Here is a 23,555-nt window from a genome sequence, read left to right on the forward strand (position 1 = left end):
CGATCTGCTCACCGGTGTTGAGCAGCAGGAAGTTTCCGGTCCCGTAGGTGTTCTTCGCCTCGCCCGCCGACAGGCACACCTGTCCGACCATGGCGCTCTGCTGGTCGCCGAGAATCCCGGCGATCGGCACTTCGCCACGTATCGGTCCGGTGCCGGAGGTGACAGGATGCCGGCGTCGCGTCGATGACGCCGTGATGCGCGGCAGCATCGACCGTGGGATGGAGAACAACGCCAGCAGCTCGTCGTCCCAGTCCAGCGTTTCGAGGTCCATCAGCATGGTGCGGCTGGCGTTGGTGACGTCGGTCTGGTGCACGCCTCCGCGCGGACCCCCGGTCAGGTTCCACAGCACCCAGCTGTCGCAGGTGCCGAACAGCGCGTCACCGCGTTCGGCATCGGCGCGCACCCCCTCGACGTTGTCCAGAATCCACTGCAGCTTGCCCGCGGAGAAATAGGTGGCCGGCGGCAGGCCCGCCTTGCGCCGGATCAACTCGCCGTGGCCGTCGCGCTCGAGTGCCGCCGCGATGCCGTCGGTGCGAGTGTCCTGCCAGACGATCGCATTGTGGTAGGGCTGGCCGGTCGTTTTGTTCCAGACCACCGTTGTTTCGCGCTGGTTGGCGATACCCAGGGCCGCCAGATCCGACGCGTGGAGCTTGGTGGTGTTGAGTGCCGAGACGAGCACCGCCGCGGTGTGGTTCCACAGTTCGAACGGATCGTGCTCCACCCAGCCCGCGCGCGGCAGAATCTGCTCATGCTCGAGCTGGTGACGGCCCACTTCGGCGCCGTCGTGGTCGAAGATGATGCAGCGGGTGCTGGTGGTGCCCTGGTCGATCGACGCGACGAAATCGGCCAAGTCTGACTCCTGTCCCTGTCCCTACCGGTGCTGGTCGGTGCCGCGTCCATCATGGCCCAGGTTGTCCGCTCGAGTGGCGGTACGAGCCAGGATCGCGGCGACCGTGCCCACCGGCGCACAAAATTAGGCTTTCTTCACGAAGCCATCAGTTGCTATTCATTCACTCAGACGCATATTTCGAGATATCGCGAGTAGATGTCATGTTGGTGAACAAACGGTGTCGAAACGGCACCGATGAGTTCGCTGAACAGCCCGCCGCGAACCCCCCGCGTGCAGGTCAGAACTGAATCCGGAGGATCAATGGACGTCGTCCTTGGTGTGGCACTTGCGTCGAGCGAACCCACCACCATCCACACCGTCCTGGTCTGCGGCGAGCGCGGGGACGGCGTCACGCTGCAGGAGCTCAGCATCGACGTGCCCTCCTCCGAGAACTCCGCACGGTTCGCCGCCGTCGACGCCTTGATCGCGGCGATCCTGCGGGCCCGCGACACCGCCGAGTCGGCCGGCCATCACCTGGTATCGACCGGGGTCACCGCGACTGACGCACTGGACGCAGCCGCCCTGAGTTCGCGGCTTTCCAGCGGTGCCCTCGCCGGCATGGAGAACGTTGCGCTGATCTCCCCGGTACTTGCGGCGGCGAGCCTGACCCACAACCTGGGGCAGACGGTCGGCTGCGACCGGATGGGCCTGTTGTCCGTGGAAGCGCAAGCGGCCACGCTGGCCATGATCGACTGCACCGACGGCACCGTCACCCGGATCTTCCGCCAGCATCTCGATGACGGCGACGCCACCGCCGCGGTCGACACCGCTGCCGACCGCCTGAACGCGGCGCCGACGTGCCCGGACGGCCTGTTCCTGATCTGCTCCGAGGGCGATTCGACGGCACTGCGGCCGCGACTGGAGGCGACTGTGCCCCACGAGGTGTGCGAGCCCGAACAGCCCCACGCGGCCCTGGCTCGGGGCGCGGCGCTGGCCTCGGCACGCCTGATCGGTACCGGCACGCCCACCTCAGCTGCGGCCCTGGCCTACACCCGAGAACCCGCATCTGATGCTCTGGGCCTGAGCTACTACGACATTCCCGATTTCGCCCCCGACGACATGGCTTACAGCGCTGTGCCCGACGAGGAGGCCGAAGCCGTCACCGAAATCCTGCCGCCCGCCGATCAGCCGCCCCGTCGCCCGCTGCTGGTGGCCGGTGCGGCGCTGGCGTCGGCCACCTTTGCGGCGGCATCGGCGCTGATGGTGGCGATGACGCTGGACATCACCCCGAACCTGGTTGCGCTGCGTCCGGAACTGGGCCGGGCGTTGACGATTCCGCACCGGGCACCGAACCTTCAGGTGCCGGCCGGCGAACCCTTCGGGGGAGCACCTCCGATCACGGGCCCGGCGCCGGCGAACCCGATTCCGCTTCCGCCGGTGGATCTCCCAGCGCCGCTGGACGTGCCGGCGCCGCCGGACCTGCCGGCGGCGGTCCCCGCGAGCGTCCCACTGCCGGGGCTGCCCGCACCGATCGCTGTTGCTGCCGAGGCAGGGAGCGGGCCGGAGTCCGTGCCGGCCCCGGTGTTCGGGCCGCCGGTGGGGCTTGCGACGCCGGCGGTGCAAGCTCCCCTGCCGTTCCTGCTGGCGCCGCTCCCACGGCCGGTCCCGCACCGGCCCGTCCTTGCGGGCCTGTCCGGCTTGTCCTTCCTGTGGGGGTCGCCCGGGAAGAAGCCCGCGGCGCCAATCCCGCCGGTGGTGAAGCCCGACCCTCCGGAGGTCAATCCGCAACCCCCGATCGAGCTGCCCGATCCTCCGGTGATCAAACCCAACCCGCCAGTCGTCATGCCCATTCCGCCGGTCATCAAGCCCAACCCGCCGATCGAACTGCCCGACCCACCCGTGGTCAAACCCAACCCCCCAGTCGTCAAACCCATTCCGCCGGTCATCAAGCCCAACCCGCCGATCGAACTGCCCGACCCACCCGTCGTCAAACCCAACCCCCCGGTGATCAAGCCCGACCTGCCCGTCGTCAAACCCAACCCCCCGGTGATCAAGCCCGACCTGCCCGTCGTCAAACCCAACCCGCCGATCCAATTGCCCGACCCGCCGGCCAACGTGCCGAACGCCCCGATCACGTTGCCGGAGTTGCCGGTCAAGCTGCCCGACCCACCGGCCGCGGTTCCCGACGTGCCGGTCAAGCTGCCTGAGGCGCCGTTCCAGCTGCCCAGCCCGCCGGTGGCCAACCCGAGCCCGCCGCTGCAGCTGCCGAACCTGCCTATTGCGCCCCCGAACTCGACTCCGCCCGTCGGCCTGCCTGCCCTTCCGGCACCCAGCGCGCCGACCTTCCCTGGGCTGCCCGCGATCCCGGCGCCGAGCGCACCGGCGATTCCGGTGGCACCCAGCATTCCGGCATTCAAGCCGCCGGCGCTGCCCAGCCTCCCGGCGCCCAACTCCCCGGCGCTTCCGGCCCTGCCGTCACTTCCGGCACCCCAGGCTCCGTCACTGCCCTCGCTTCCCGCGCCGGGCGCGCCCTCCCTGCCGAAGCTGGGCGGCGGCAACCCGGGCGGCATCTTCGGCGGTGGCAAGCCCGGCGGCATCTTCGGCGGCGGCAAGCCCGGCGGCATCTTCGGCGGCGGCAAGCCCGGCGGCATCTTCGGCGGCGGCAAGCCCGGCGGCGGGCTGTTCGGCGGCGGAGGCGGTGGCCTGTTCGGCGGTCGCGGCGGCGGCCTGTTCGGCCACTAGCACCGTAGGTGCGGCGCTCAGCCCGCGCCCGCGCCGCCGGCCAACGCCGCCGCGAACAGCTCCAGGTCCCCCTGGGTGGCGTCTACGTGCGGTGAGATCCGCAGCACGGGAGCGGTGAGTTCGCCCGGTGCGCGTTCGACGCCGGCCGCCGTGGTGACGATCCCGTGCTCGGCGATCAGCCGGGCACGCACCGCCACCGGGTCGGCCCCGCCGAGTGGGGCCAAGGTGGTGATGGCGCTCGGTTCGTCGGCGGGTTCGACCACCCGCCAGCCGGGCAGCTGAGCCAGCACCCGGCGACTGCGGGCGCCCGCTGCGGCCAGCGCGGTGCGCACCGCCGCCGGACCGGCTGTCAGGTATTCCCCCAGCGCCACGCAGAACCCCACCTGTGCGGCCACATTCACCTCACCGGCCGCCGGTCCGGGCGCTACCCGCTCGGCCAGGTCGGACCGAACCGCCAGAGCTCCGACGCCACGCGGACCGGCAAGCCACTTGCGTGACGACGAATAGACGGCGTCCGCCCCGACCGCGCAGTCGATCTGGCCCAGCGCCTGCGCGGCATCCACCACCAGGGGAATGCCGAGCCCGCGGCACATCACGACCATCTCAGCCAGCGGTTGAACCAGCCCACGGTGACTGCCGATCGGGGTCAGGTGGACCAGATCGGGCGGGTCGGCACCCAGTGTTGCTGCCGCCTCGTCGAGCAACAGCCGGCCGTCCCGGTCCACCGGCAGCATCCGCCAGGTGAAACCCTGGGCGGCCATCACCGCCAAATTGGGTCCGTACTCGCCGGGCAGGCAGGCCAGCGTGCGATGCGTGCCCGGCCAGCGGGACAGCAGTAGCTCCAGCGCGTTTCGCGAGCCGGTGGTGAACACCACCGCACCGTCGGGGATGCCGGTCAATGCCGCAAAGGCTGCCCGGCCGGCGTCGAGCACCGGTGCGGCCGCCTCGGCAGCTACGTAGCCACCGACCTCGGCTTCGTGACGGGCGTGGCGGGCGGCGGCATCCAGCGCTGCGTAGCTCTGCCTCGAGCAGGCCGCGCTGTCCAGGTGCAGTCCCGCGGCCGGTGGGCGCGCCGCGCGCCAGGTTGCCCCCAGACTCATTTGATGGACAGTGACAAGCCGAAATCACCGGCGGTGTCGGTCCACCATCGTCGCCGCCGCAGTCCCGCGGCGGCCAGCTCCGCGGCCACCTGGTCCGGGTGAAACTTGCACGACACCTCGGTCAGCATCTCCTCGGCCGCGGCGAAGTCGACAGCCATGCCCAAGTCGCCGATGACCACGTGCTGCGCGCGGCGGGCACGCAGCCACATCTCGATGCGCTGTTCGCTTGCGTTCCACCGCGCCACATGGGCGAAGGCGTCCAGATCGAAGTCAGCATGCAGTTCGCGGTTCACCACCGCGAGTACGTTGCGGTTGAACGCCGCGGTGACACCGGCTGCATCGTCATAGGCGCGCACCAGCCGGTCGGTGTCCTTGACCAGGTCGGTGCCCAGCAGCAGCGCATCGCCGTCGCGCATGACGGCCGCCAGATCCGCCAGAAAGTCAGCACGCGGTCCGGGTGTCAGATTGCCGATGGTCGAACCCAGGAATACGAACAGCCTTACGCCGCCGTCGGGGATCTGCGCCAGATGATGTTCGAAGTCGCCGCAGACGCCGTGCACTTGCACCCCGGGATAGTCCCGGGCGATCGCCTCCCCGGCCTTCTCCAGCACGCCGGCGTCCACATCGAACGGGACGAACCGTTGCAGCGTCCGGTTGTCGCGCAACGCATCCAGCAGCAGGCGGGTCTTTTCCGAGGTTCCGCTGCCCAGCTCCACCAGGGTGTCCGCGCCGGACAGGACCGCGACCTCCGCAGCACGAGTCCGCAGGATCTGCGCCTCGGCGCGGGTGGGATAGTACTCGGGCAGTCGGGTGATCCTGTCGAACAGCTCGCTGCCCACGTCGTCGTAGAACCACTTGGGCGGCAGCGACTTCGGGACTTGCGCCAAGCCGTGACGGACATCTTGCCGCAACGCGCTGCGAGCCGCGTCGGCAGCCAGATGGTTGGCGATCGAGACGGTCACGGGGCCGTGTCCAACGCGGTGAGGCGGACCTCGCCGCCGGAAGTCTCGATCAGATGCCGGTCGGGTATGTCCACCCACCGGGGGTCGTCGTCGTAGGGCTCACTGGCCAGCACCACTCCGTCCGCACTGTGCAACATCGACAAGGTATCCCCCCAGGTCGTGGCCAACATTCGAGTGCCGTTGGCGGCCAAGATGTTCAGTCGGGCATGCGGGTCGGACGCGCCCACCTCGGCGACCACGGCACCCAACGACTCCACCCCGCGTTCGAATATCGCGGCAGCCAACAGTGCGCTGTCGCACACCGATTCCGCCGCCGTGACGCCGGGTAACGCCGTGCGGTCGACCACGCCGTTGTGCGACAGCAGCCACGTCCCGTCGGTGAAGGGTGCGGTGGCACTGGCTTCGATGGGCATGCCGACGGTGGCCGAACGCACCGCTGCCACGACGCAATGGCTGGCCAGCGCCGGGGCCACTGATGCGAACGAGGCGTCACCCCACAGCGGTGCCGCGCTGCGCCACCGCCGCGGCGTCGTGCCGTCGAAAAAGCCCGCGCCCCAACCGTCGGCGTTGAGTAAGCCGTGTTTCTGCCGCCGCGGCGCATAGGACTGCACCAGCAGCCCGGATGGCGGTTGCAGGACCAGCTCGGCCAGTGTTCGCGGCCGTCCCAGCCAGCCCAGGTGCCGGCACATCAGGCGTCCCAGGCGAGTCGCACTCCGGCGAAGATCTGCCGCCGGTAGGGGTGGTCCCAGTTGCGGAAGCTCGGCCGCAGGATCTCGCCCGCAACCGCCCACGATCCGCCACGCAGAACCCGGTAGTCACCGCCGAAGAACGGTTCGGAATATCGCTGGTAGATCATGGGGCGAAAGCCGGGCCACGGTTGCAGGGGCGAACTGGTCCACTCCCAGACATCGCCGAGCAGTTGTTGGGCTCCGTACGCCGAGGCCCCGTCCGGATATGCCCCCACCGGCGCCGGACGCAGCGCCGTGCCGCCGAGGTTGGCCAGTGCGGCCGACGGTTCGGCGCTGCCCCAGGGATAGCGCCGGCGCGTCGCTGTCGCCGGATCCCAGGCACAGGCCTTCTCCCATTCGATCTCGGTGGGCAGCCGAGCGCCGGCCCATGCGGCATACGCCTGCGCCTCGAAGTAACTGACATGCTGGACCGGCTCGTCGTCGGGCAGCTCCTCGGTGTGACCAAACCGTACCCGAGACCGCAGGTCGGGACACCAGAACTGCGGCGCCGTCAGCCCAGCCTCTACGCAGTGGCGCCATCCGCGTTCGCTCCACCACTGCCGTTGCCGATAGCCGCCGTCGGCGATGAATTCCCGCCATTCCCGGTTGGTCACCGGAACCCGGCCGATCCGGAACGCCGCCACGTCGACACGGTGCGCGGGGCGCTCGTTGTCCAGCGAGGAGGGCTCGTCGGCGGCGTCGACGCCGAGCACGAATTCGCCGCCGGGCACCAGCACCGAAGTGCCCGCCAGATCGGGCCGGCCGGTCGGCACTGCGCCGCCCGGGCGCAGTACAGGCACCCCGGCACGCAGGTTCAGCGCCTGCAGCATGGTCTCGTCGTGCTGGTGCTCGTGGCTGAGCACCATGGCGAAGACGAACCCGTCCCCGTTCTCATCGGATAGTGCACCGATCTTGTCGAGAACTTTGGAACGCACTGTGGCGCAGTACTTCCGGGCCTGCTGCGGCGCGAGCAGCGGTAGGTCGACCCGACTGACACGCGGGTGGGTGAAGGCGTCGTAGAGGCCCTCGACATCGGCGGGCAGCATGCCCGGCCGTGCGGGATCTCCATCGCGCAGCAGCCACAGCTCCTCCTGCTGGCCGATGTGGGCCAGGTCCCACACCAGCGGACTCATCAGCGGGTCGTACTGACGCAGCAGCTCGGTGTCATCGAGGGCCACGAGCGCCAGCGTGCGCTCACGCGCCCGCGTCAGGTCGCGGACCAAGGTCTCCCGTGCGGTCATGACTGTCCGCGGGCCAACCGGGTCACCAGAGCCGGGACGCCGGCCTCGGCCGCCTGCTGGGTGACGTCGTCGGCCGGGCAGCGGCCGCGCTCGACCATGACGGCCAGCCGATGCATCCCCTCGCGCAGCGACTCCGGCGCCCGCTCGGCGGCCAGGCGAACACAGTGCCCGGCGGCCGCATTTAGCCGCGGGTCGGCCAGGCCGACTCGCGCGGCGACATCCCAGGCAGTCGCGACGGGTTCGACGGCTTCGGCGGCACTGCCGGCGGCAACGGGGTCGTCGAGCAGGGTGGCAAGCATGAAGACCAGCGCCGGCCAGAGCCTGTCGCCGACGCTGTCGAGGTAACGGATTTCCAGCCAGCCCCGCGGGCGCACCGGCGGGAACAGGGTGGTCAGGTGGTAGTCGAGGTCTTCGGTGCCGGCACGGCGCCCGCCGAGGCGAACCCGCCCGTCCGCCCAGTCGGCGAACGGGACATACCTGCTGACCGGAATCGCTTCGGGCGTGTGCACCAGCATGACCGGCGCCTTGAGCGCGTAACGCGCCCAGTCGGTGGCTGGGTCGGTGCCCGCCAGAGCCAGGACCGGACCGCAGCGGGCCGAATCCAGCCGGCTCCACACCCGCTGCCGGGTGGAGCACCAACCGGAGAAGACACCGCTGAGCAGCGGCGAGTTCGCGGCGATCGCGACCATCGTCGGTCCCAGCGCGTGGGCCAGCCGAACCCGGTCAGCCCAGCCGGACCGGGCGCCGGCGTCCAAATTGACTTGCACGGACGCCGTCGCCGTCATCATCGCTGCCCCGGCCGAACCGGTGTGACTGGCCGCAAAGAACTGTTCCATGGCTGCGTAACGCTCGCCCGGGTTGACCCGCTCGGTTGGCCGCAGCGGGTCGGCGCCCAGTTGCACCAGACCGAGCCCGGCATCGGCGAACGTGGACCGCAGTACCGCCTGATCGGCGGTCATCGCCTCGATCGCGGCGAGGGCGCCGTCCAGCGGCGGGCCGGAGAGCTCCACGGCGCCGCCCGGTTCGACGGTGACAGCACTTCCGCCGGGCAACTCCGGCATGTGACGCAGTACCGCACCGATCTCCGCCCAGCCGGGGCGCCGGTGCGGATTGGCCGGGTCGAAGCAGTGCGCCTCGATTTCCAGGCCTACCCGGCCATGCGGGGCGTCGGTGAGGCAACGTTGGATGATGTAGTCGGCCGCGTCGGCGGCACCGGACAATTCCGGCCCGCCCAGGCACGGTTCATCGCCGCGGGACAATTGCGTCGCCGCGGCGAAACCCATCTCAACCCCTCCCCCGTCGATCCTCCCGACGCTACCGGAGTGCACCGACACGTTGTCCGGCGTTTACTGACCCAAAGTGTTCTGCATGGCGCCGGCCAGCACGTTTACCGCCGGGCCGGCATTGCCCGACTGGCAGACCTTGGCCTGCAGCAACACGTTGGCCCGCAGTCGGGTCTGGTTGAAACAGCGTCGGTCGGTGCCGGCCTCCTGCTTGGTCCAGGCCGCATCGGTTGCGGTGGCCGGTCCGCCGCCAAACGACCAGACCTGTGTGACTCCACTGGCCAGGTGCATCGCGGTGGTCCGGCCCGAACAGCCGGCGGTTCGGTCCACGACACGGCGGAAGGCGCCGGTGGCCGCCTCGGTGCTGGCGAACACCCCCACCGCCTGCTTGACGAAATGGCCCTGATCGGTGGCCGACGTCTGGGTGACGGCGCTGTTGAAGGACGCCAGGTCGGGATCGTTGAAGACCTCGGGCAGGCCGATGTCAGCCCAGTTGTTGCACGCCGGGTCGTCGACCCAGAACGCCTGGAACGGCTCGCCGGAGACGGCCTCGAACGTCATCGGGGCACCGACGATGTTGCCCACCGAACCCCTGGGCAGTACCGCATAGGACACCACGCCCGGCTCCGAAGGGCCGGCGCCGGCCGCCGGAGCGACCACCACGCCGACGATGGCCAGGCCCAGCGCCACCCGCAGGGTTGTGGTGGCCCGCCGGCCGTCAAGCAAGGTTGGCCCGCACCCCGGCCTCGACCGCGCTCCCCAGATCGGGGTCGACGTTGTGCCAGTATTCGAATACCCGCGACAGCACCGGTTCGGTGACACCCGCCGAGACGTGCCCAATGATGTTGGCCGCCAGTCGCTTGCGTTCATCGTCGTCGAGGACGTCCCGGACCAGGGTGCGCGCCTGGCTGAAATCGTCGTCGTCGGGGCGCAGGGTGTAGGCGGCGCGCACCATCTCCCCGTCGGAGTACCACCGCACTTCGGCGGCCCGGGCCGGATCAGCCTTGGGGCCACCCATCGAGTTCGGCGCGTACACCGGGTCCGTCGCGTTGACGAACCGCATGGCGCCGTCTTTGGAGTAGCTGTGCACCTCGACTTTCGGTGCGTTGACCGGCAATTGACTGTAGTTCGTCCCGATCCGGGCCCGGTGGGCGTCGGCGTAGGAGAACCCTCGGGCCAGCAGCATCTTGTCCGGGCTCAAGCCGGTTCCGGGAACCATGTTGTTGGGCTGAAACGCCGCCTGCTCGATCTCGCTGTGATAGTCGGTGACGTTGCGGTCCAGCGTCAGCTTGCCGACGTCGATCAGCGGGTAGTCGCCGTGCGGCCAGACCTTGGTGAGGTCGAATGGGTTGTAGCGATAGGTCTTCGCCTCCTCAAACGGCATGATCTGCATCTTCAGGGTCCAACTCGGATGCTCGCCGCGCTCGATCGCGTCGTAGAGGTCACGCTGGTGGTAGTCGCCGTCAACGCCGGCCAGCCGGTCGGCCTCCTCCTGCGTAAGACACTCAACGCCCTGATCACTGATGAAGTGGTATTTCACCCAGAAGATCTCGCCGGCCGCGTTGATCCAGCTGTAGGTATGGCTGGAGTAGCCGTTCATCTGGCGCCAACTCTTCGGAATCCCGCGATCACCCATCAACCAGGTGACCTGGTGGGCGGATTCAGGTGACAGCGTCCAAAAGTCCCACTGCATGTTGTGGTCGCGCAGATTGTTGGCGGCGCGGCGCTTCTGGGAACGGATGAAGTGCTGGAACTTCAGCGGATCACGCAGGAAAAAGATCGGCGTGTTGTTGCCGACCATGTCGAAGTTGCCCTCAGAGGTGTAGAACTTGGTCGCAAATCCGCGCGGGTCCCGCCAGGTGTCGGGGCTGCCCCGCTCGCCCGCGACGGTGGAGAACCGGGTCAGCGTTTCGGTCTTGGCGCCCGGCTGGAAAACCGCGGCCCTGGTGTACCGGGTGACGTCTGCGGTGACTTCGAAATGCCCGTACGCTCCACCGCCCTTGGCGTGCGGCTGACGTTCCGGGATTCGCTCCCGGTTGAACATCGCCATCTGCTCGATCAGGTAGTGGTCCTGCAACAGAATGGGCCCGTCCGGGCCGACCGTCAGGGATTCGCTGTCGCTGGGCGCCGGAATTCCGGCATCGGTGGTGGTGTGGTGCTCGGTCATCTGCTTGTCTCCTCTTGCCGTTCAAGAGCTGTTGACACAAAGCGTGCGGCTAAAACCTGACGAGCGCGCGATTTTTCCTTGTTTCGGCCGGCCGGCTGCTGGCGCGACGGCGCGCCGGCGCCGGTCAGCGATGCGGCGGGACAGACGGCGGGGGTGGTGGCGGGGGCGGTCCCCCGGGCCCGCCCGGCCCGTTGCCCGGGCCGGCGGGACGGAAGCCCGGCCACTCCGATTCCTCGCCGGGACCCGCCGGGCCGAAGCCGGGGCCCATGGGCGGCCCGTGATGCATCATGCAGGGCCCGTGATGGTGGTGCCGTGGTCCGTACCAGCCGCCGCTGAGGTAAGCGCCCGTACCGAAGATGACGGCGGCGATGAACACGGTCCCGGCGACGATCACCACCCACGCCGCGATCTGGTAGAGGCGGTTCGGGGGTGCCGGCGGAGGGGCTGCCGGCGGAGGTGGCGGCGGGGTGGAAACTGGCGGCTCGCTCATACCCATCCATCATGCCCGAGAACGACGCCGGCCGCCGCCCTTCGGGAAGGGGGCGGCGGCTGGGTGGTCGGTGCCGGTCGGGATCAGCGGCCCGGCGGGGGTGCAGTGGTGGTCACCGGCGGTGCCGGTTCCTCAGGACCGGGACGGTCCGGCCCCCACCACATCGGCCCCGGACGGTGCGGGCCCTTGTGGAACATCGCGTGCTGGGCGTGATGCCCATGCGGGCCGGGACAGTGGTGGCCCCGCGGTCCGCCGTGACTGACCCACGCGCCGGCGAAAAAGATCGACGACACGATGAAGACAATCCCGGCGACAATCGCGACCCAGGCGGCAAGCCGGTAGAGCCAGTAGGGCTTGAACTCGGCGGGCGGGGAAGGTGAGGGGGCTGTGCTCTCGGGTACTTCGCTCATGTAGGGCATCTTGCCGGGGCAAACACCAGCTGCCGCTAGGTCCTGGCTATGCACCAGCTATGGGCTAGACGGTATGAGGCGATGCGCGAATTGGCGCTGCTGCGGCAGCCTTTCACCGCTACGCAAGCCAGACAGGGCGCTGAACACCACACGGCGGGTTGCGATCCCGCTGCTGGAATACGTCGATTCCCGGGGCTGGACCCGTCGGCTCGACGCTGTCCATCGAGAGGTGGGGCACCCAAGCGTCGCACCCACCCTAGAAGTTGTCGCTGAACTGCGCAGCGGAGTCCAGCTGTGCGACTGTCCGGCGAACGCCGTCGCGCACCGCCTTCGCGGTCTGTACCGCAACGGAATCCATGGCTCCATCGACCGTCTGCCATGCCTCGACGACAACCGATCCCGAGGTGCCGCCGCCGGACGGGGTGAGCACGACTGTCGACTCCATGACACATCGCGGGCCCGATTCCGCAGGAGTCCGAAATATCAGCACAAACGCCGCGCTGTCCTCGACGGGTTCGGCGGCTGCCAGGTAGAGCTGTTGGGCGCCGGGGTCCTGCCGGTAGGGGGTGACATCGGAGATCAGCCGCTCGGCAATCGATTCCAGTGCGGCGCTGGTGCGGAAGGTCAGCGGATTGTTGAGCAGACGCTCACCCTGGTGCTTGACGCGCGGCAGGATGACTGACCCCCGACCGCTTCGCGCACGGGTACGTCTGCTGACGAAAACGACCGTAATAGCGCCGCAGCCCAACACAAGTCCAGCCGCGAGCGCGAGAACTTTCATACCGTCGCACCGTACTAGTACGCCGCACTATGCAGTATCGACCGTTCGGTCGACAGCGAGGCCGCTTGCCCGCCAGACTCGCATCCAGCCTCCGCGGCCTATAAACCCAGGACTCCTAAGTGCTTGCCGGAACCCGTCGGTCCGCGGCGGTCTTGGGCTTGACGTGCTCTACATCGCCGGTGAATTCCTTAGTCCAGCAGGCGAACTCCAACGTAATTCCGTCAGGGTCCTGGAAGTAGAAGGAGCGGACATACACCCCTGGGTGCACCGTGGGGCTGGCCTGCCACTCGGACTCGTCGTGATTGAGGATCGGCCCGACACGCACGCCCTTTTCCTTGAGCCGTTGCCGGTAGGCGTCGAACTTGTCCGCCGGCACGTGGAATGCCAGGTGATTGAGCGTGCTGACGGCGCTCGTGATCTCGCCGATTCCGGGTATGTGGGCCGGCGCGGAGATTCCGGGCACCCCATCCGGTGCGTCACGGAACCAGAAGAACGCCACGCAGTCGCCGTTACCGGCGTCGAAGAAGAAGTGCTGGCCGATACCTGCGGGCAAGTCCAGCGATTTGACCAGCGGCATACCCAGGATATTGCTGTAGAAGTCGACGGTCCGTTCCATGTCGGAGCACACCATCGCCACATGGTTGATCCCGCTGATTTCGAATTCGGTGTTCACACCGTGCGGCTTGATCATTGCGGACACTCCTCTGGCGAAGATCAGAATCTGAATCTAACATCAGATTCAGATTTGAGCCAGACCCGAGACAGGAAGTCCGATCCGGTGTCTACCCACCCTGAGCGGCCCGGCCATCGCGAACCACTGCCCACCGAGCGGGGCCGACGCACCCAGGCCGCGATCGACTCCGCCGCCCGCGCAGTCATCGCCCGGAAGGGGGTGCTGGCCGCCACCATCGCCGACATCGCAGCTGAGGCAGGCCGTTCGGCGGCGTCGTTCTACAACTACTACGACTCCAAAGAGGCGATGGTCCGGGAGTGGGCGCTGCGGTTCCGCGACGAGGCCAGCCGGCGAGCGGCTACCGTGACCCGGCACGGGCTGACCGATCGGGAACGCATCGAGCAGGCAACCGCCGCGCACTGGTACACCTACCGCAATCGGCTGGCCGAGATGGTCGGCGTGTCTCAGCTCGCGATGGTCAACGACGACTTCGCCCGGTACTGGGCGGAGATCTGCGCGGTGCCCGTCGGCCACATCACCGAAACGGTGAAGCGCGCCCAGGCCGAGGGCAACTGCACCGACGACGACCCCGCCCTGCTTGCGGTGGCGATCGTCTCGATGCTCAACCAGTTCTGTTACGTCCAACTCGCCACGCCCCGCGACGACGACGGCCCCGACGACGATGCCTGCATCCGCACCCTGGCCAACGTGTTCTACCGGGCCATCTATACCGAGGAGAGTTCCTGAGCATGTGGTGCCCGCCCGCCCCCGAGGCAAAGCCGTGACCGTGCGCGTCCTGGCCCACTTCATTCCCGGCCCGAAGGTCTCGGCGTTCGTGGCGCCCGAATCCGACTGGCTCGACATCCGGTGGTGCGCCGCCGACGACGACGCCACCTTCTACCGCGAATTGGCCGAGGCGGAGGTGCTCTGGCATGTGCTGCGTCCGCTGTCCGGCGAGGACCTGCGACGCGGACCGCGGTTGCGCCTGGTGCACAAGTTCGGCGTGGGAATCAACACCATCGACGTCGATGTCGCCACCCAGCGCGGCATCGCGGTGGCCAATATGCCGGGTGCCAACGCCGCCTCGGTCGCCGAGGGCACCGTGATGCTGATGCTGGCGGTGCTGCGCCGACTGCTGCCGCTGGACCGAGCGACCCGGGCGATACACGGCTGGCCGACCGATCCCGACCTGGGCGAACACTGCCGGGACATCGGCGGCTGCGTCGTCGGGCTGGTCGGCTTCGGCAGCATCGCCCAACGGGTTGCCCATATCGTGAGTGCCATGGGTGCGCAGGTCATCCACACCAGTACCCGCGACGACGGCACGCCGGGCTGGCGGCCCCTGCCGGAGCTGCTGGCCGCGGCCGACATCGTCTCGCTGCACCTTCCCCTGACCGATGCCACCGAGGGATTGATCGACGAGACGGCCCTGCAGCAGATGAAGCCCGAGGCGGTGCTGGTCAACACCTCGCGCGGACCGATCGTCGACGAGGCCGCGCTGGCGGCCGCGCTGAGCCGCGGGCGGCTGGCCGGCGCGGGCCTCGACGTGTTCGCCGTCGAGCCGGTGACCGCGGACAATCCGCTGCTCGGTTTGGACAATGTCGTGCTGACGCCGCATGTGAGCTGGTACACCGCGGACACCATGCGGCGCTACCTGGCCGCGGCCGTCGACAACTGCCGCCGGCTGCGTGACGGGCAGCCAATGTCCCACGTAGTCAACCAACCGACTGGTTGTTAGATTCACCTCACGTACAACCGAAAGGCGTATCGATGCCGATAGCGATCACCTCTGAGCACCAGGACCTGGCCGATTCCGTGCGGTCCCTGCTGACCCGCGCCGTGCCCTCCGAGATGCTGCATGCCGCGATGGACAGCCCCATCGAGAACCCGCCCCCGTATTGGCGGGCCGCCGCCGAACAGGGCCTGGCGGGTGTGCACCTGGCCGAGGAGGTCGGCGGCCAGGGCTTCGGAATCCTGGAACTGGCGGTGGTGCTCGCCGAGTTCGGCTACGGCGCCGTGCCGGGGCCGTTCGTCCCGTCCGCCGTTGCCAGCACCCTGATCGCCGCCCACGATCCGGCCGCCGCCGAGCTGAGCGGACTGGCCAGCGGCGAGGTGATCGCCACGTACAGCGTCAACCCCGGGCTGACCGCCACCGCTTCGGGATCGGGTCTGGTGATCCGCGGGGAGGCCCGCGCCGTGGCCGCCGCCGCCCAGGCGTCGCTGCTGGTACTGCCCGTAGCGACCGACGGCGGAGCGCTGTGGGTGCTGCTGCGCGCCGACCAGCTCGAGATCGAGCCGGTGACCAGCGTGGACCCGCTGCGCCCCATCGCCCACGTGCGCGCCGACGGCGTCGAAGTCGACGACGCCGCGGTTCTGCGCAACCTCACCGAGGTACGGGCGCGGGCGCTCATCGCCACGCTGCTGTCCGCGGAGGCGATCGGTGTCGCCCGGTGGGCCACCGACACCGCCGCCGAATACGCCAAGATCCGCGAGCAGTTCGGCCGGCCGATCGGACAGTTCCAGGCCATCAAGCACAAGTGCGCGGAGATGATCGCCGACACCGAGCGGGCCACCGCGGCGGTGTGGGACGCCGCCCGGGCCATCGACGAGGCGACCGAGGGCGGGGCGCCCGGTTGGGAAGCCGCGGCGCCGACCGTCGCGTTCGCCACGGCCGTGGCCGCCACCCTGGCCCCCAGCGCCGCCCAGCGCTGCACCCAGGACTGCATCCAGGTGCACGGCGGCATCGGATTCACCTGGGAGCACGACGCCGGGGTGTACTACCGGCGCGCGCTCATCCTCGCCGCATCCTTCGGTGACCGCTCGGCCTACCCCCAGCAGGTGGTCGACACCGCCACCGTCGGCGGTATGCGCAAGATCGACATCGACTTGGATCCCGACACCGAGAAGCTGCGCGCCGAGATCAGGGCTGAGGTCGCAGCCCTCAAGGCCATGCCGCACGACCAGCGCACGGTCGCCATCGCCGAGGGCGGCTGGGTGCTGCCCTACCTGCCCAAGCCGTGGGGACGCGCCGCCGAGCCGATCGAGCAGATCATCATCGAGCAGGAGTTCACCACCGGCCGGGTGCGTCGCCAGTCGATGGGTATCGCCGCGTGGCTCATTCCGTCGATCGTGGCGTTCGGCACCGACGAGCAGAAGCAGCGTTTCCTGCCCCCCACGTTTCGCGGGGAGGAGATCTGGTGCCAGCTGTTCTCCGAGCCCGGCGCGGGTTCCGACCTGGCCAGCCTGACCACGAAGGCGACCAAGGTCGACGGCGGCTGGCGGATCAGCGGCCAGAAGATCTGGACCTCGGCAGCGCAGTTCTCCTCCTGGGGAGCCCTGCTGGCCAGGACTGACCCGAGCGCCCCGAAGCACGACGGCATCACGTACTTCCTGCTGGACATGAAGAGCGAAGGCGTGACCGTCAGCCCGCTGCGTGAACTCACCGGCGGGGCGATGTTCAACACCGTGTTCATCGACGACGTGTTCATCCCGGACGAGCTGGTGCTCGGCGAGGTGAACCGCGGCTGGGAGGTCAGCCGAAACACGCTGACCGCCGAGCGGGTATCCATCGGCGGCACCGAGATGCCGTTCCTGGCCAGCCTCGACGGCTTCGTGGAGTTCATGCGCGACGGGCAGTTCGATCACGGCGCGCAGCGGCGGGCCGGGCAGCTGATCGCCGAGGGGCACGCCGCCAAGCTGCTCAACCTGCGCTCGACCCTGCTGACCCTGGCGGGCAAGGATCCGATGCCGGCAGCGGCGGTGTCCAAGCTGCTGTCGATGCGCACCGGTCAGGGTTACGCCGAGTTCGCGGTGGCCACGTTCGGCGGGGATGCCGCGATCGGCGACCGCGACCAGCTTCCCGGCAAGTGGGCCGAGTTCCTGTTGATGAGCCGCGCCACCACCATCTACGGCGGCACCTCGGAGGTTCAGCTCAACATCATCGCCGAGCGCCTGCTGGGCCTCCCCCGCGACCCGTAGGCGGTCACCCTTTCCCGCGAGCAGACACAGAATCGCACGCAGGCACGCCTGCGGATGCGATTCTGTGTCTGCTCGGCGGGGGGCGCGTACCTCAACTTGCCAGCCGTGAGCGCACCAGCTGGCGTTCGATTCGCGCGGCGGTGCGCGCGGGATGGCGTCGAATATCTTCGGCAACAATCGGAATCGACGTCCAGCCGACGTCTTGGATACCTGCGCTGCGCTTCTTGTCGCGCAACATCGCTGGACCGCCGGCATGCCAGTCGATACTTTCGTACTCCGCGGCCACCCTCACATCAGGCCACGCGAAGTCGGCACGCCACAGCTGGCCGTCGCGGCCGTAGATCGGGTATTGAAGCTCAGGCGTCGGGACACCGTAGTCGATCATCACCAGTCGCGCTTCGCTTTCCATCGCCGACTCTGCGCGCCCGTCGACGTAGGGCAGCAGTTCACGCACCGTGACGATGCCGCGGCGGCCGCCCTGCTCCAGCACCACCCGGTCCAACTCTGGTGGAGTACACCGGCCCGAATGCACTGCTGCATCAAGCGTCGCAAGCGCGCGGGGGCGTGGTAGCTGTCGCGCGATCTCCACCGCCGTCCACGCCGGCGCGGTAGCGAGACTCCCTGCAACCGAACGCAACTGGGCACCAACCCGCTGATGCACCATGAGTCCGAGGGTCGGACGCATGCGCACGCCGGGATCCAGAACGTGTACTGCGGTCGTGTTCTCGGTATCGAAACCGTAGAGCCGAGCGGCCGTCCCCAGACAGGCGACCGCACGCTGCCCCATGAACAGATCGAGTGCCCGCAGCCGGCCCAGCAGATCCGGCTCCCCCACGCCGTAGACGCCGTACCAGATCCGGGACAGCCCTCCGGTATTCACCTGAACGTCGAGCTGCTGGCGTGTCATGACCGTCAGCAACTGTCGCGTCGTGGCAAAGCCGCCGAGGTCGTCAAGGAGCTTCAAGGCACCCGCATGCATGCCCACAGTCTGCGAAGGCGTGCCGACTCCCGGCCAGTCACCCCTGGGGATAGCCCGGCGAGCAGACACAGAATCGCACTCGCGGGGGCTCCCGCGTGCGATTCTGTGTCTGCTCGCGGCGGGAACCGGCGGAAACCGGCGCGGCGGGAACCGAGATCTACAGGTCGCGCAGCTCGCGCTTGAGGATCTTGCCGGTGGGGTTACGCGGCAACTCGTCGAGGAAGATCACGTCACGCGGCACCTTGTAACGGGCCAAGTGCTCCTTGACGTAGACCTTGATGGTGTCCTCGTCGACGCTGGAGCCTTCCTTTTTCACCACGAAGGCCCGCAGCCGTGCGCCCCACTCCTTGTCGTCGACGCCCAGCGCGGTCGCCTCGATCACGTCCGGATGTCCGCTGATCAGATCCTCGACTTCCGCCGGGAAGACGTTCTCGCCGCCGGAGACGATCATCTCGTCGTCGCGGCCGCTGACATAGAGCAGACCCCGCTCGTCGAAGTATCCGACGTCGCCCGAAGACAGCAGGCCATCGATGATCTGCTTGCCGCCGCCGCCGGTGTAGCCCTGGAACGGGAAGAAGTTGCCGACGAAGATTCGCCCGACCTCGCCCTGCGGCACTTCGTTGCCGTTGTCGTCGAGGATCCTGACCTTGACACCCTTGACCACCGGCCCGACCGTCGCCGGGTTGTGCTGCAGGTCGGCGGGTCCGGCGATGGTGGCGAAGGCGACCTCGGTGGACCCATACATGTTGTAGATGATCGGTCCGAGGTCCTTTAGGGCCCGGCTCGCCAGTTCCCCGCCGAGTTGCGACCCGGAGACGAAGACGATCCGCAGGTTCGACAGATCCGGTTTGGGACTGGTCTTCTCCAGCTCGTCGAGGAGCCGGGACAGCATGACCGGCACGACCACGATCGCGGTCACCTTGTGCTTCTCCAGATCCGCCAACACGGTGGCGGGCTTGAAGCGGCGCCGCAACACCAGGGTGGAGCCGAAGAACATCGCCAGGGTTCCGTGCAGATAGCCCAGGGCGTGGAACATCGGCGACGGCAGCGACGTCACTTCCCCGGCCCGGAACGGGACATGGGACAAAATGCCGCCGATGGGCGCCAGCGTGGGCGGGGTGGCGCGGTTGGCGCCCTTGGGGGTACCGGTGGTGCCGGACGTCAGGATGATGATCGAGGAGTGCTTGGTGACCTTGGGCGCCGGCGCCTTGCTGCTGCGCGCGATCAGCTGAGCCAACGTCTCGTCGGCACTGCCCGACGGCTCGTCGCTGTCGGGGTTGACCCCCAGAGCGCGCAACTTGCCCAGCTCCGGCGTGGCCTGCGCGACGGCGGCGGTGTACTCGTCGTCGTAGATGATCAGCTTGGCGCCTTCGCGCTCGGAGACGTCCTTGATCTGCGGGCCGGAGAACTCACTGTTCAGCAGGATCAGCCGGGCACCCACCCGGGCGCAGCCGTAGTTGGCGATCAGGAACCAGCGGTGGTTGCGGGCCAAGATCGCCACCCCGTCGCCGCCGCGGACCCCCATCGCGAGGAGGCCGTTGGCCACGGCGTTGACGGCGTCGTCGAGTTCCTTGAACGTGATGCTGCCGTCGTCGTCGATGACGGCGATGCCGTTCGGGTTACGCCGGGCGTTGAGCGCCGGAATCATCCCCAACTCACCCCAGCGCGCTCCGTCGGAGAGTGCGCTGGCGATGACCTTCGGCGATTCCAGTTTCAACGCCCCGGACTGCAGGATCTTGCGCAGATAATGCAACTCGGCCCCGCCGCGTTCGAGATAGCGACCGAGCTTGGTTACAGCCTGGCTGGGCAGGTCGATGAGCTTAGCCATGGCACAACCTTATGTGACGCAGATCGCCGTCGGGCGGGGGACGGTGCGCTCTCGTTAATATGGCGCTCATGGCCGGCGGGTTGTCGCTGGACGTGGCGGGACGGCGGGTGGTGGTGACCCACCCGGACAAGACGGTGTTCCCGGGTGGACGAGGCCGGTCGCCGTGGACCAAGCTCGACCTGATCCGCTACTACCTGTCGGTTGCCGACGGTGCGCTGCGCGGCGTGGCCGGGCGGCCGATGATCCTCAAGCGCTTCGTACAGGGCATCGACGCCGAGGCCGTCTTCCAGAAGCGGGCGCCGACCAACAGGCCGGATTGGGTGTCGGTCGCCGAGCTGCACTATGCGTCGGGCCGTTCTGCGCACGAAGTCGTCGTCGACGACGCGGCCGGGCTGGCCTGGGTGATCAACCTGGGCTGTGTGGATCTCAACCCGCACCCAGTGCACTCCGACGACCTCGACCATCCCGATGAGCTGCGAATCGATCTCGACCCGATGCCCGGAGTCGACTGGGCACAGATCGTCGAGGTGACACTGCTGGCCCGCGAGGTGCTCACCGAGCACGGATTGACCGCCTGGCCGAAGACGTCGGGTTCGCGGGGCATGCACATCTACGCACGCATCGCACCCCAGTGGCAGTTCGGCCAGGTGCGGCTGGCCGCGCAGGCGGTAGCCCGCGAGATCGAGCGCCGCGCACCGCAGTTGGCCACCAGCCGGTGGTGGAAGGAAGAGCGGCACGGCGTCTTCGTCGACTTCAACCAGAACGCCAAGGACCGGACGGTCGCCTCGGCGTACTCGGTGCGAGCCACCGTCGACGCCCGGGTGTCTACGCCGCTGCATTGGGACGAGGTCGCCTGCTGCGACCCGGCGTCGTTCACCATCGACACCGTGCCGGGCAGGTTCGCCGCGATCGGTGATCCATGGGCGGGAATGGACGACGCCGTCGGCTCCCTGCAGGAGCTGTTGGCCTTGGCGCAGGCGCAGGGCCCCGCTCCGAAGGCGCCACGCGGCACCCGTAAGAGCGTCGACGGCCGGCGCACCTCGCCGCTGCCGTTGATCGAGATCGCCCGCACCAAGACCCGCGACGAGGCGATGGCCGCGCTCGACGTGTGGCGGGAACGGCACGCCGCCGCCGCGAACCGGCTGGCTCCGGAAGACGTTCTGCTTGACGGCATGCGCGGTCCGAGTTCGATCTGGTACCGGGTGCGGATCAACCTGCAGCACGTGCCGGATGCGCACCGCCCGCCCCAGGAGGAGCTGATCGCCGATTACAGCCCCTGGCCGAGCCGCCACGACGACCCTGGCTAGCCGCCGGTCGGCCGGTGGCCCGGGAGGTGGCTTTGCCGGCCGTAGGAGTCGAATTCGGCGTCCAGCGAACTTTTGTCGCCGGCGCTCATGCGGGTGTATGAGGGCCGGCCCCGCCCGGCCCAGCGATAGACCGGTTCCTCGGTGTGCCAGGCCTCGGCCTGCAGTTGGCGTTTGAGCACCTTGTTCGAGCCTGTCACCGGCAGGCTGGCCGTGATCCGCAGGAAGCGCGGAAAACCCTTGCTGCCCAGGTCGGGCTGGTCGGTCAGGTAGCCGGCGAAGGCCGCCACGTCGAAGCGGTCGGGGTCGGCCACCTCGATGGCGCCCATCACCTGATCACCGGAGCGGGGATCGGGCACCGCGTAGACGCCGGCACTGATGACCAGCGGATGCCGGCGCAGCACCTGTTCGATGGTCAGCGCGGAGGTGTTCTCCCCGTCCACGCGTATCCAGTCGCCCCGACGGCCGGCGAAGTACAGGAACCCGGCCTCGTCGCGGTAACCGAGGTCGCCGGTCCAATACCAGCCGTCGCGTACCTTTTCGGAGTCCGCGGCGTCGTTGTTGTAGTAGCCCTCGAAGTCACGGGCCCCGGTCTTGTCGACGATCTCGCCGACCGCGTCGTCGGCGTTACGCACCCTGCCGTGTTCGTCGAGGACCGCGGTGGCGCACTCGGCCAGGGTCTGCGGGTCGACGACGGCGATGCCCGCGTGCGCCGGGCGGCCGAGCGCGCCGGGGGGTGCCGCCGGGTCGGGCTGGGCGGCGTTGCCTCCCTCACTGGAGCCGTATCCCTCGTGCAGCACTGCGCCGAACCGGCGCGCGAACGCGGCCCGGTCCTGCGGCGACGCCTCGGTGCCGAAACCGCGTACCAGGGTGTTGTCGGCGTCGTCGGGCTGTTCGGGGGTGGCCAGCAGATAACCCAGGGCCTTACCGACATAGGTGAAGAACGTCGCACCGAAATAGCGCACGTCCGCCAGGAACTGCGATGCGGAGAACTTCGGCGTCAGACAGATCGTGGCGCCGTTGGCCAGCGCGGGCGCCCACAGCGCCATGATCGCGTTGCCGTGAAACAGCGGCATGCAGCAGTAGTCGACGTCAGCGCGCACGTGGCCGAACTTGGCGGTGGCCGCCTCGGCGATCCGGACCAGCCGGCCCTGGCTGCACTTGACCGCCTTGGAGGCGCCGGTGGTGCCGGAGGTGAACAGCAGCAACAACAGCGATTCGGGACCCACGCCGGGGGCCGCGGCCGGCTGCACCCGGTGTTGCTCGACCAGGGCGGCGTAGCCGGGCTCGTCGACGTTCAGGATGCGTTCGGCGTCCAGGCCGTGGTCCAGGCCGCGCAACCGGCCCTTGCCGGCGGTGTCGGTGACGATCAGCTGGGCGTCCACGTGGCGGATCTCCGCGGCCATCTCGGAGTCGCCGCGGGTGGGGTTGATCCCGACGATGGCGGCGCCGGCCAGCGCGCCGGCGCCGAGCCAGAACACGAAGTCTTCGGTGTTGTCCAGCAGGACGCCGATGTGGAAGGGCGCCTCGGGAAACTGGTTGCGGCGCAACGACGACGCCAATGCGGCGCGTGCCGCGGATTCGCGCACCACCTCATCCCAGGACCAATCCCGCGCCCGGGTGCGCAGCCCGGGGTGCGGGTCACCGAGCCGATTGAGCAGCAGGTCGGCGAAGCTCTCCGAGTCGACGCTCATCAGCGCAGCGTACCGAGACATCGCGCCGGCGACCGTGTTCGACCGTGGGCGCTTGGCACCGAGCTGGCTCCCGGTGTTATTCCGGCGGGTCGAGAACCGTCCACATCCGGATGATGCGTTCGTCCGCTATCTCGGCGACATCGAAGCCTGCAGACCGCGCAGCTTCTCCTGCAGTTCAGCGGCCTTGGCGTTCAGTTCGTCGTGACCGGTGGCGACGCCCTCGTCGTCTGTCCACTGCACCTGCGGCGAATAGGTCGCTGCGATCGCGGCGGCACGGCGCTGCGGGTCGCGTTCGTCGAACACGCCCAGCAGGTTGGCTTCCATCAGACCGGTGATGGTGTCCGTCATGGTGCTCTCCTAGATGAG

The 23,555-nt window shown here is 68.7% G+C and carries 21 protein-coding genes and 1 pseudogene; 6 read left to right on the forward strand and 16 right to left on the reverse strand.

The genetic code is table 11. The features are described from left to right. On the reverse strand, nucleotides 1-850 hold an 850-nt coding region (locus LI92_RS08485), incomplete at its 3' end, for an FGGY family carbohydrate kinase (RefSeq protein ID WP_046318027.1). Nucleotides 851-1,150: 300 nt separating this feature from the next. Here LI92_RS08485 and LI92_RS08490 point away from each other — a divergent pair. Further along, on the forward strand, nucleotides 1,151-3,571 hold the full coding sequence (locus tag LI92_RS08490) for a DUF7159 family protein (RefSeq protein ID WP_152665390.1): 2,421 nt from the start codon (nucleotides 1,151-1,153) through the stop codon (nucleotides 3,569-3,571). A gap of 17 nt (nucleotides 3,572-3,588) precedes the next feature. Here the strand turns inward: LI92_RS08490 and egtE are convergent, their stop codons facing one another. From egtE to LI92_RS08530, 9 genes are all read right to left on the reverse strand, one after another. Continuing rightward, entirely contained in the window at nucleotides 3,589-4,671 is a 1,083-nt protein-coding gene (gene egtE / locus LI92_RS08495; protein ID WP_046318030.1) for an ergothioneine biosynthesis PLP-dependent enzyme EgtE, read from the reverse strand. Beyond that, nucleotides 4,668-5,633 (reverse strand): L-histidine N(alpha)-methyltransferase, encoded by a 966-nt coding sequence (egtD, locus tag LI92_RS08500; protein WP_046318032.1) that lies wholly within the window; start codon nucleotides 5,631-5,633, stop codon nucleotides 4,668-4,670. Before egtD ends, egtE begins: the two co-directional genes overlap by 4 nt. Beyond that, nucleotides 5,630-6,322, reverse strand: coding sequence for an ergothioneine biosynthesis protein EgtC (gene egtC / locus LI92_RS08505; RefSeq protein ID WP_046318034.1), 693 nt, complete (start codon nucleotides 6,320-6,322; stop codon nucleotides 5,630-5,632). The genes egtD and egtC overlap by 4 nt, the downstream gene beginning before the upstream one ends. Beyond that, nucleotides 6,322-7,602 carry an ergothioneine biosynthesis protein EgtB gene (gene egtB, locus LI92_RS08510; protein ID WP_046318035.1) on the reverse strand — a complete coding sequence of 427 codons (1,281 nt, stop codon included), beginning with the start codon at nucleotides 7,600-7,602 and terminating at the stop codon, nucleotides 6,322-6,324. The genes egtC and egtB overlap by 1 nt, the downstream gene beginning before the upstream one ends. Next, the gene (gene egtA, locus LI92_RS08515; RefSeq protein ID WP_046318036.1) at nucleotides 7,599-8,885 is read right to left on the reverse strand and encodes an ergothioneine biosynthesis glutamate--cysteine ligase EgtA; all 1,287 of its coding nucleotides are present in this window, start codon (nucleotides 8,883-8,885) and stop codon (nucleotides 7,599-7,601) included. Before egtA ends, egtB begins: the two co-directional genes overlap by 4 nt. Before the next feature lie 63 nt (nucleotides 8,886-8,948). Beyond that, nucleotides 8,949-9,581: a sensor domain-containing protein gene (locus LI92_RS08520; protein ID WP_046318069.1), complete on the reverse strand. Its 633-nt coding sequence runs from the start codon at nucleotides 9,579-9,581 to the stop codon at nucleotides 8,949-8,951. Nucleotides 9,582-9,603: 22 nt separating this feature from the next. After that, complete coding sequence (locus tag LI92_RS08525) at nucleotides 9,604-11,052, reverse strand: catalase (protein WP_046318038.1); 1,449 nt, start codon at nucleotides 11,050-11,052, stop codon at nucleotides 9,604-9,606. Nucleotides 11,053-11,176: 124 nt separating this feature from the next. Further along, nucleotides 11,177-11,542, reverse strand: coding sequence for a hypothetical protein (locus LI92_RS22230; RefSeq protein WP_082109624.1), 366 nt, complete (start codon nucleotides 11,540-11,542; stop codon nucleotides 11,177-11,179). 83 nt (nucleotides 11,543-11,625) lie between these two features. Beyond that, nucleotides 11,626-11,952 (reverse strand): hypothetical protein, encoded by a 327-nt coding sequence (locus LI92_RS08530; protein WP_046318071.1) that lies wholly within the window; start codon nucleotides 11,950-11,952, stop codon nucleotides 11,626-11,628. Nucleotides 11,953-12,030: 78 nt separating this feature from the next. On the opposite strand from LI92_RS08530, the pseudogene LI92_RS24305 reads away from it, so the two are divergent. Then, nucleotides 12,031-12,184, forward strand: a pseudogene (locus LI92_RS24305) (SelB domain-containing protein); the annotation flags it as partial. Nucleotides 12,185-12,208: 24 nt separating this feature from the next. On the opposite strand, the gene LI92_RS24310 reads toward LI92_RS24305, so the two are convergent. Both LI92_RS24310 and LI92_RS08540 read right to left on the reverse strand, forming a co-directional pair. Next, entirely contained in the window at nucleotides 12,209-12,733 is a 525-nt protein-coding gene (locus LI92_RS24310) for a hypothetical protein (RefSeq protein WP_286134955.1), read from the reverse strand. A 115-nt stretch (nucleotides 12,734-12,848) separates the two neighbouring features. Next, nucleotides 12,849-13,424, reverse strand: a complete 576-nt coding sequence (locus LI92_RS08540; protein ID WP_046318043.1) for a VOC family protein — start codon at nucleotides 13,422-13,424, stop codon at nucleotides 12,849-12,851. Nucleotides 13,425-13,511: 87 nt separating this feature from the next. Between LI92_RS08540 and LI92_RS08545 the strand changes: the two genes are divergently transcribed. From LI92_RS08545 to LI92_RS08555, 3 genes are read left to right on the forward strand one after another with little or no spacing between them, the layout of a single operon-like run. Next, a complete protein-coding gene (locus LI92_RS08545) occupies nucleotides 13,512-14,153 on the forward strand; it encodes a TetR/AcrR family transcriptional regulator (protein ID WP_046318045.1) in 642 nt (213 codons plus the stop codon). Between the two features lie 40 nt (nucleotides 14,154-14,193). Continuing rightward, nucleotides 14,194-15,144 (forward strand): 2-hydroxyacid dehydrogenase, encoded by a 951-nt coding sequence (locus LI92_RS08550; protein ID WP_046318073.1) that lies wholly within the window; start codon nucleotides 14,194-14,196, stop codon nucleotides 15,142-15,144. A gap of 32 nt (nucleotides 15,145-15,176) precedes the next feature. After that, entirely contained in the window at nucleotides 15,177-17,384 is a 2,208-nt protein-coding gene (locus LI92_RS08555) for an acyl-CoA dehydrogenase family protein (RefSeq protein ID WP_046318047.1), read from the forward strand. A 91-nt stretch (nucleotides 17,385-17,475) separates the two neighbouring features. Here LI92_RS08555 and LI92_RS08560 read toward each other — a convergent pair whose 3' ends face one another. After that, nucleotides 17,476-18,363 carry a type IV toxin-antitoxin system AbiEi family antitoxin gene (locus LI92_RS08560; protein ID WP_046318049.1) on the reverse strand — a complete coding sequence of 296 codons (888 nt, stop codon included), beginning with the start codon at nucleotides 18,361-18,363 and terminating at the stop codon, nucleotides 17,476-17,478. Between the two features lie 157 nt (nucleotides 18,364-18,520). Then, nucleotides 18,521-20,191: a long-chain-fatty-acid--CoA ligase FadD2 gene (gene fadD2, locus LI92_RS08565; protein ID WP_046318051.1), complete on the reverse strand. Its 1,671-nt coding sequence runs from the start codon at nucleotides 20,189-20,191 to the stop codon at nucleotides 18,521-18,523. A 59-nt stretch (nucleotides 20,192-20,250) separates the two neighbouring features. Here fadD2 and LI92_RS08570 point away from each other — a divergent pair, with 59 nt between their 5' ends. Next, on the forward strand, nucleotides 20,251-21,498 hold the full coding sequence (locus LI92_RS08570; protein ID WP_046318053.1) for a DNA polymerase domain-containing protein: 1,248 nt from the start codon (nucleotides 20,251-20,253) through the stop codon (nucleotides 21,496-21,498). Here the strand turns inward: LI92_RS08570 and casI are convergent. Both casI and LI92_RS08580 read right to left on the reverse strand, forming a co-directional pair. Then, nucleotides 21,495-23,189: a steroid-22-oyl-CoA synthetase gene (gene casI, locus LI92_RS08575; protein WP_046318055.1), complete on the reverse strand. Its 1,695-nt coding sequence runs from the start codon at nucleotides 23,187-23,189 to the stop codon at nucleotides 21,495-21,497. The genes LI92_RS08570 and casI overlap by 4 nt on opposite strands. 126 nt (nucleotides 23,190-23,315) lie before the next feature. Then, nucleotides 23,316-23,537, reverse strand: a complete 222-nt coding sequence (locus tag LI92_RS08580; RefSeq protein ID WP_286134954.1) for a hypothetical protein — start codon at nucleotides 23,535-23,537, stop codon at nucleotides 23,316-23,318. Nucleotides 23,538-23,555 lie beyond the last annotated feature (18 nt).

The organism is Mycobacterium sp. UM_Kg1 (genome assembly GCF_000972925.1).
GTDB classification, from domain to species: Bacteria; Actinomycetota; Actinomycetes; order Mycobacteriales; family Mycobacteriaceae; genus Mycobacterium; species Mycobacterium hiberniae.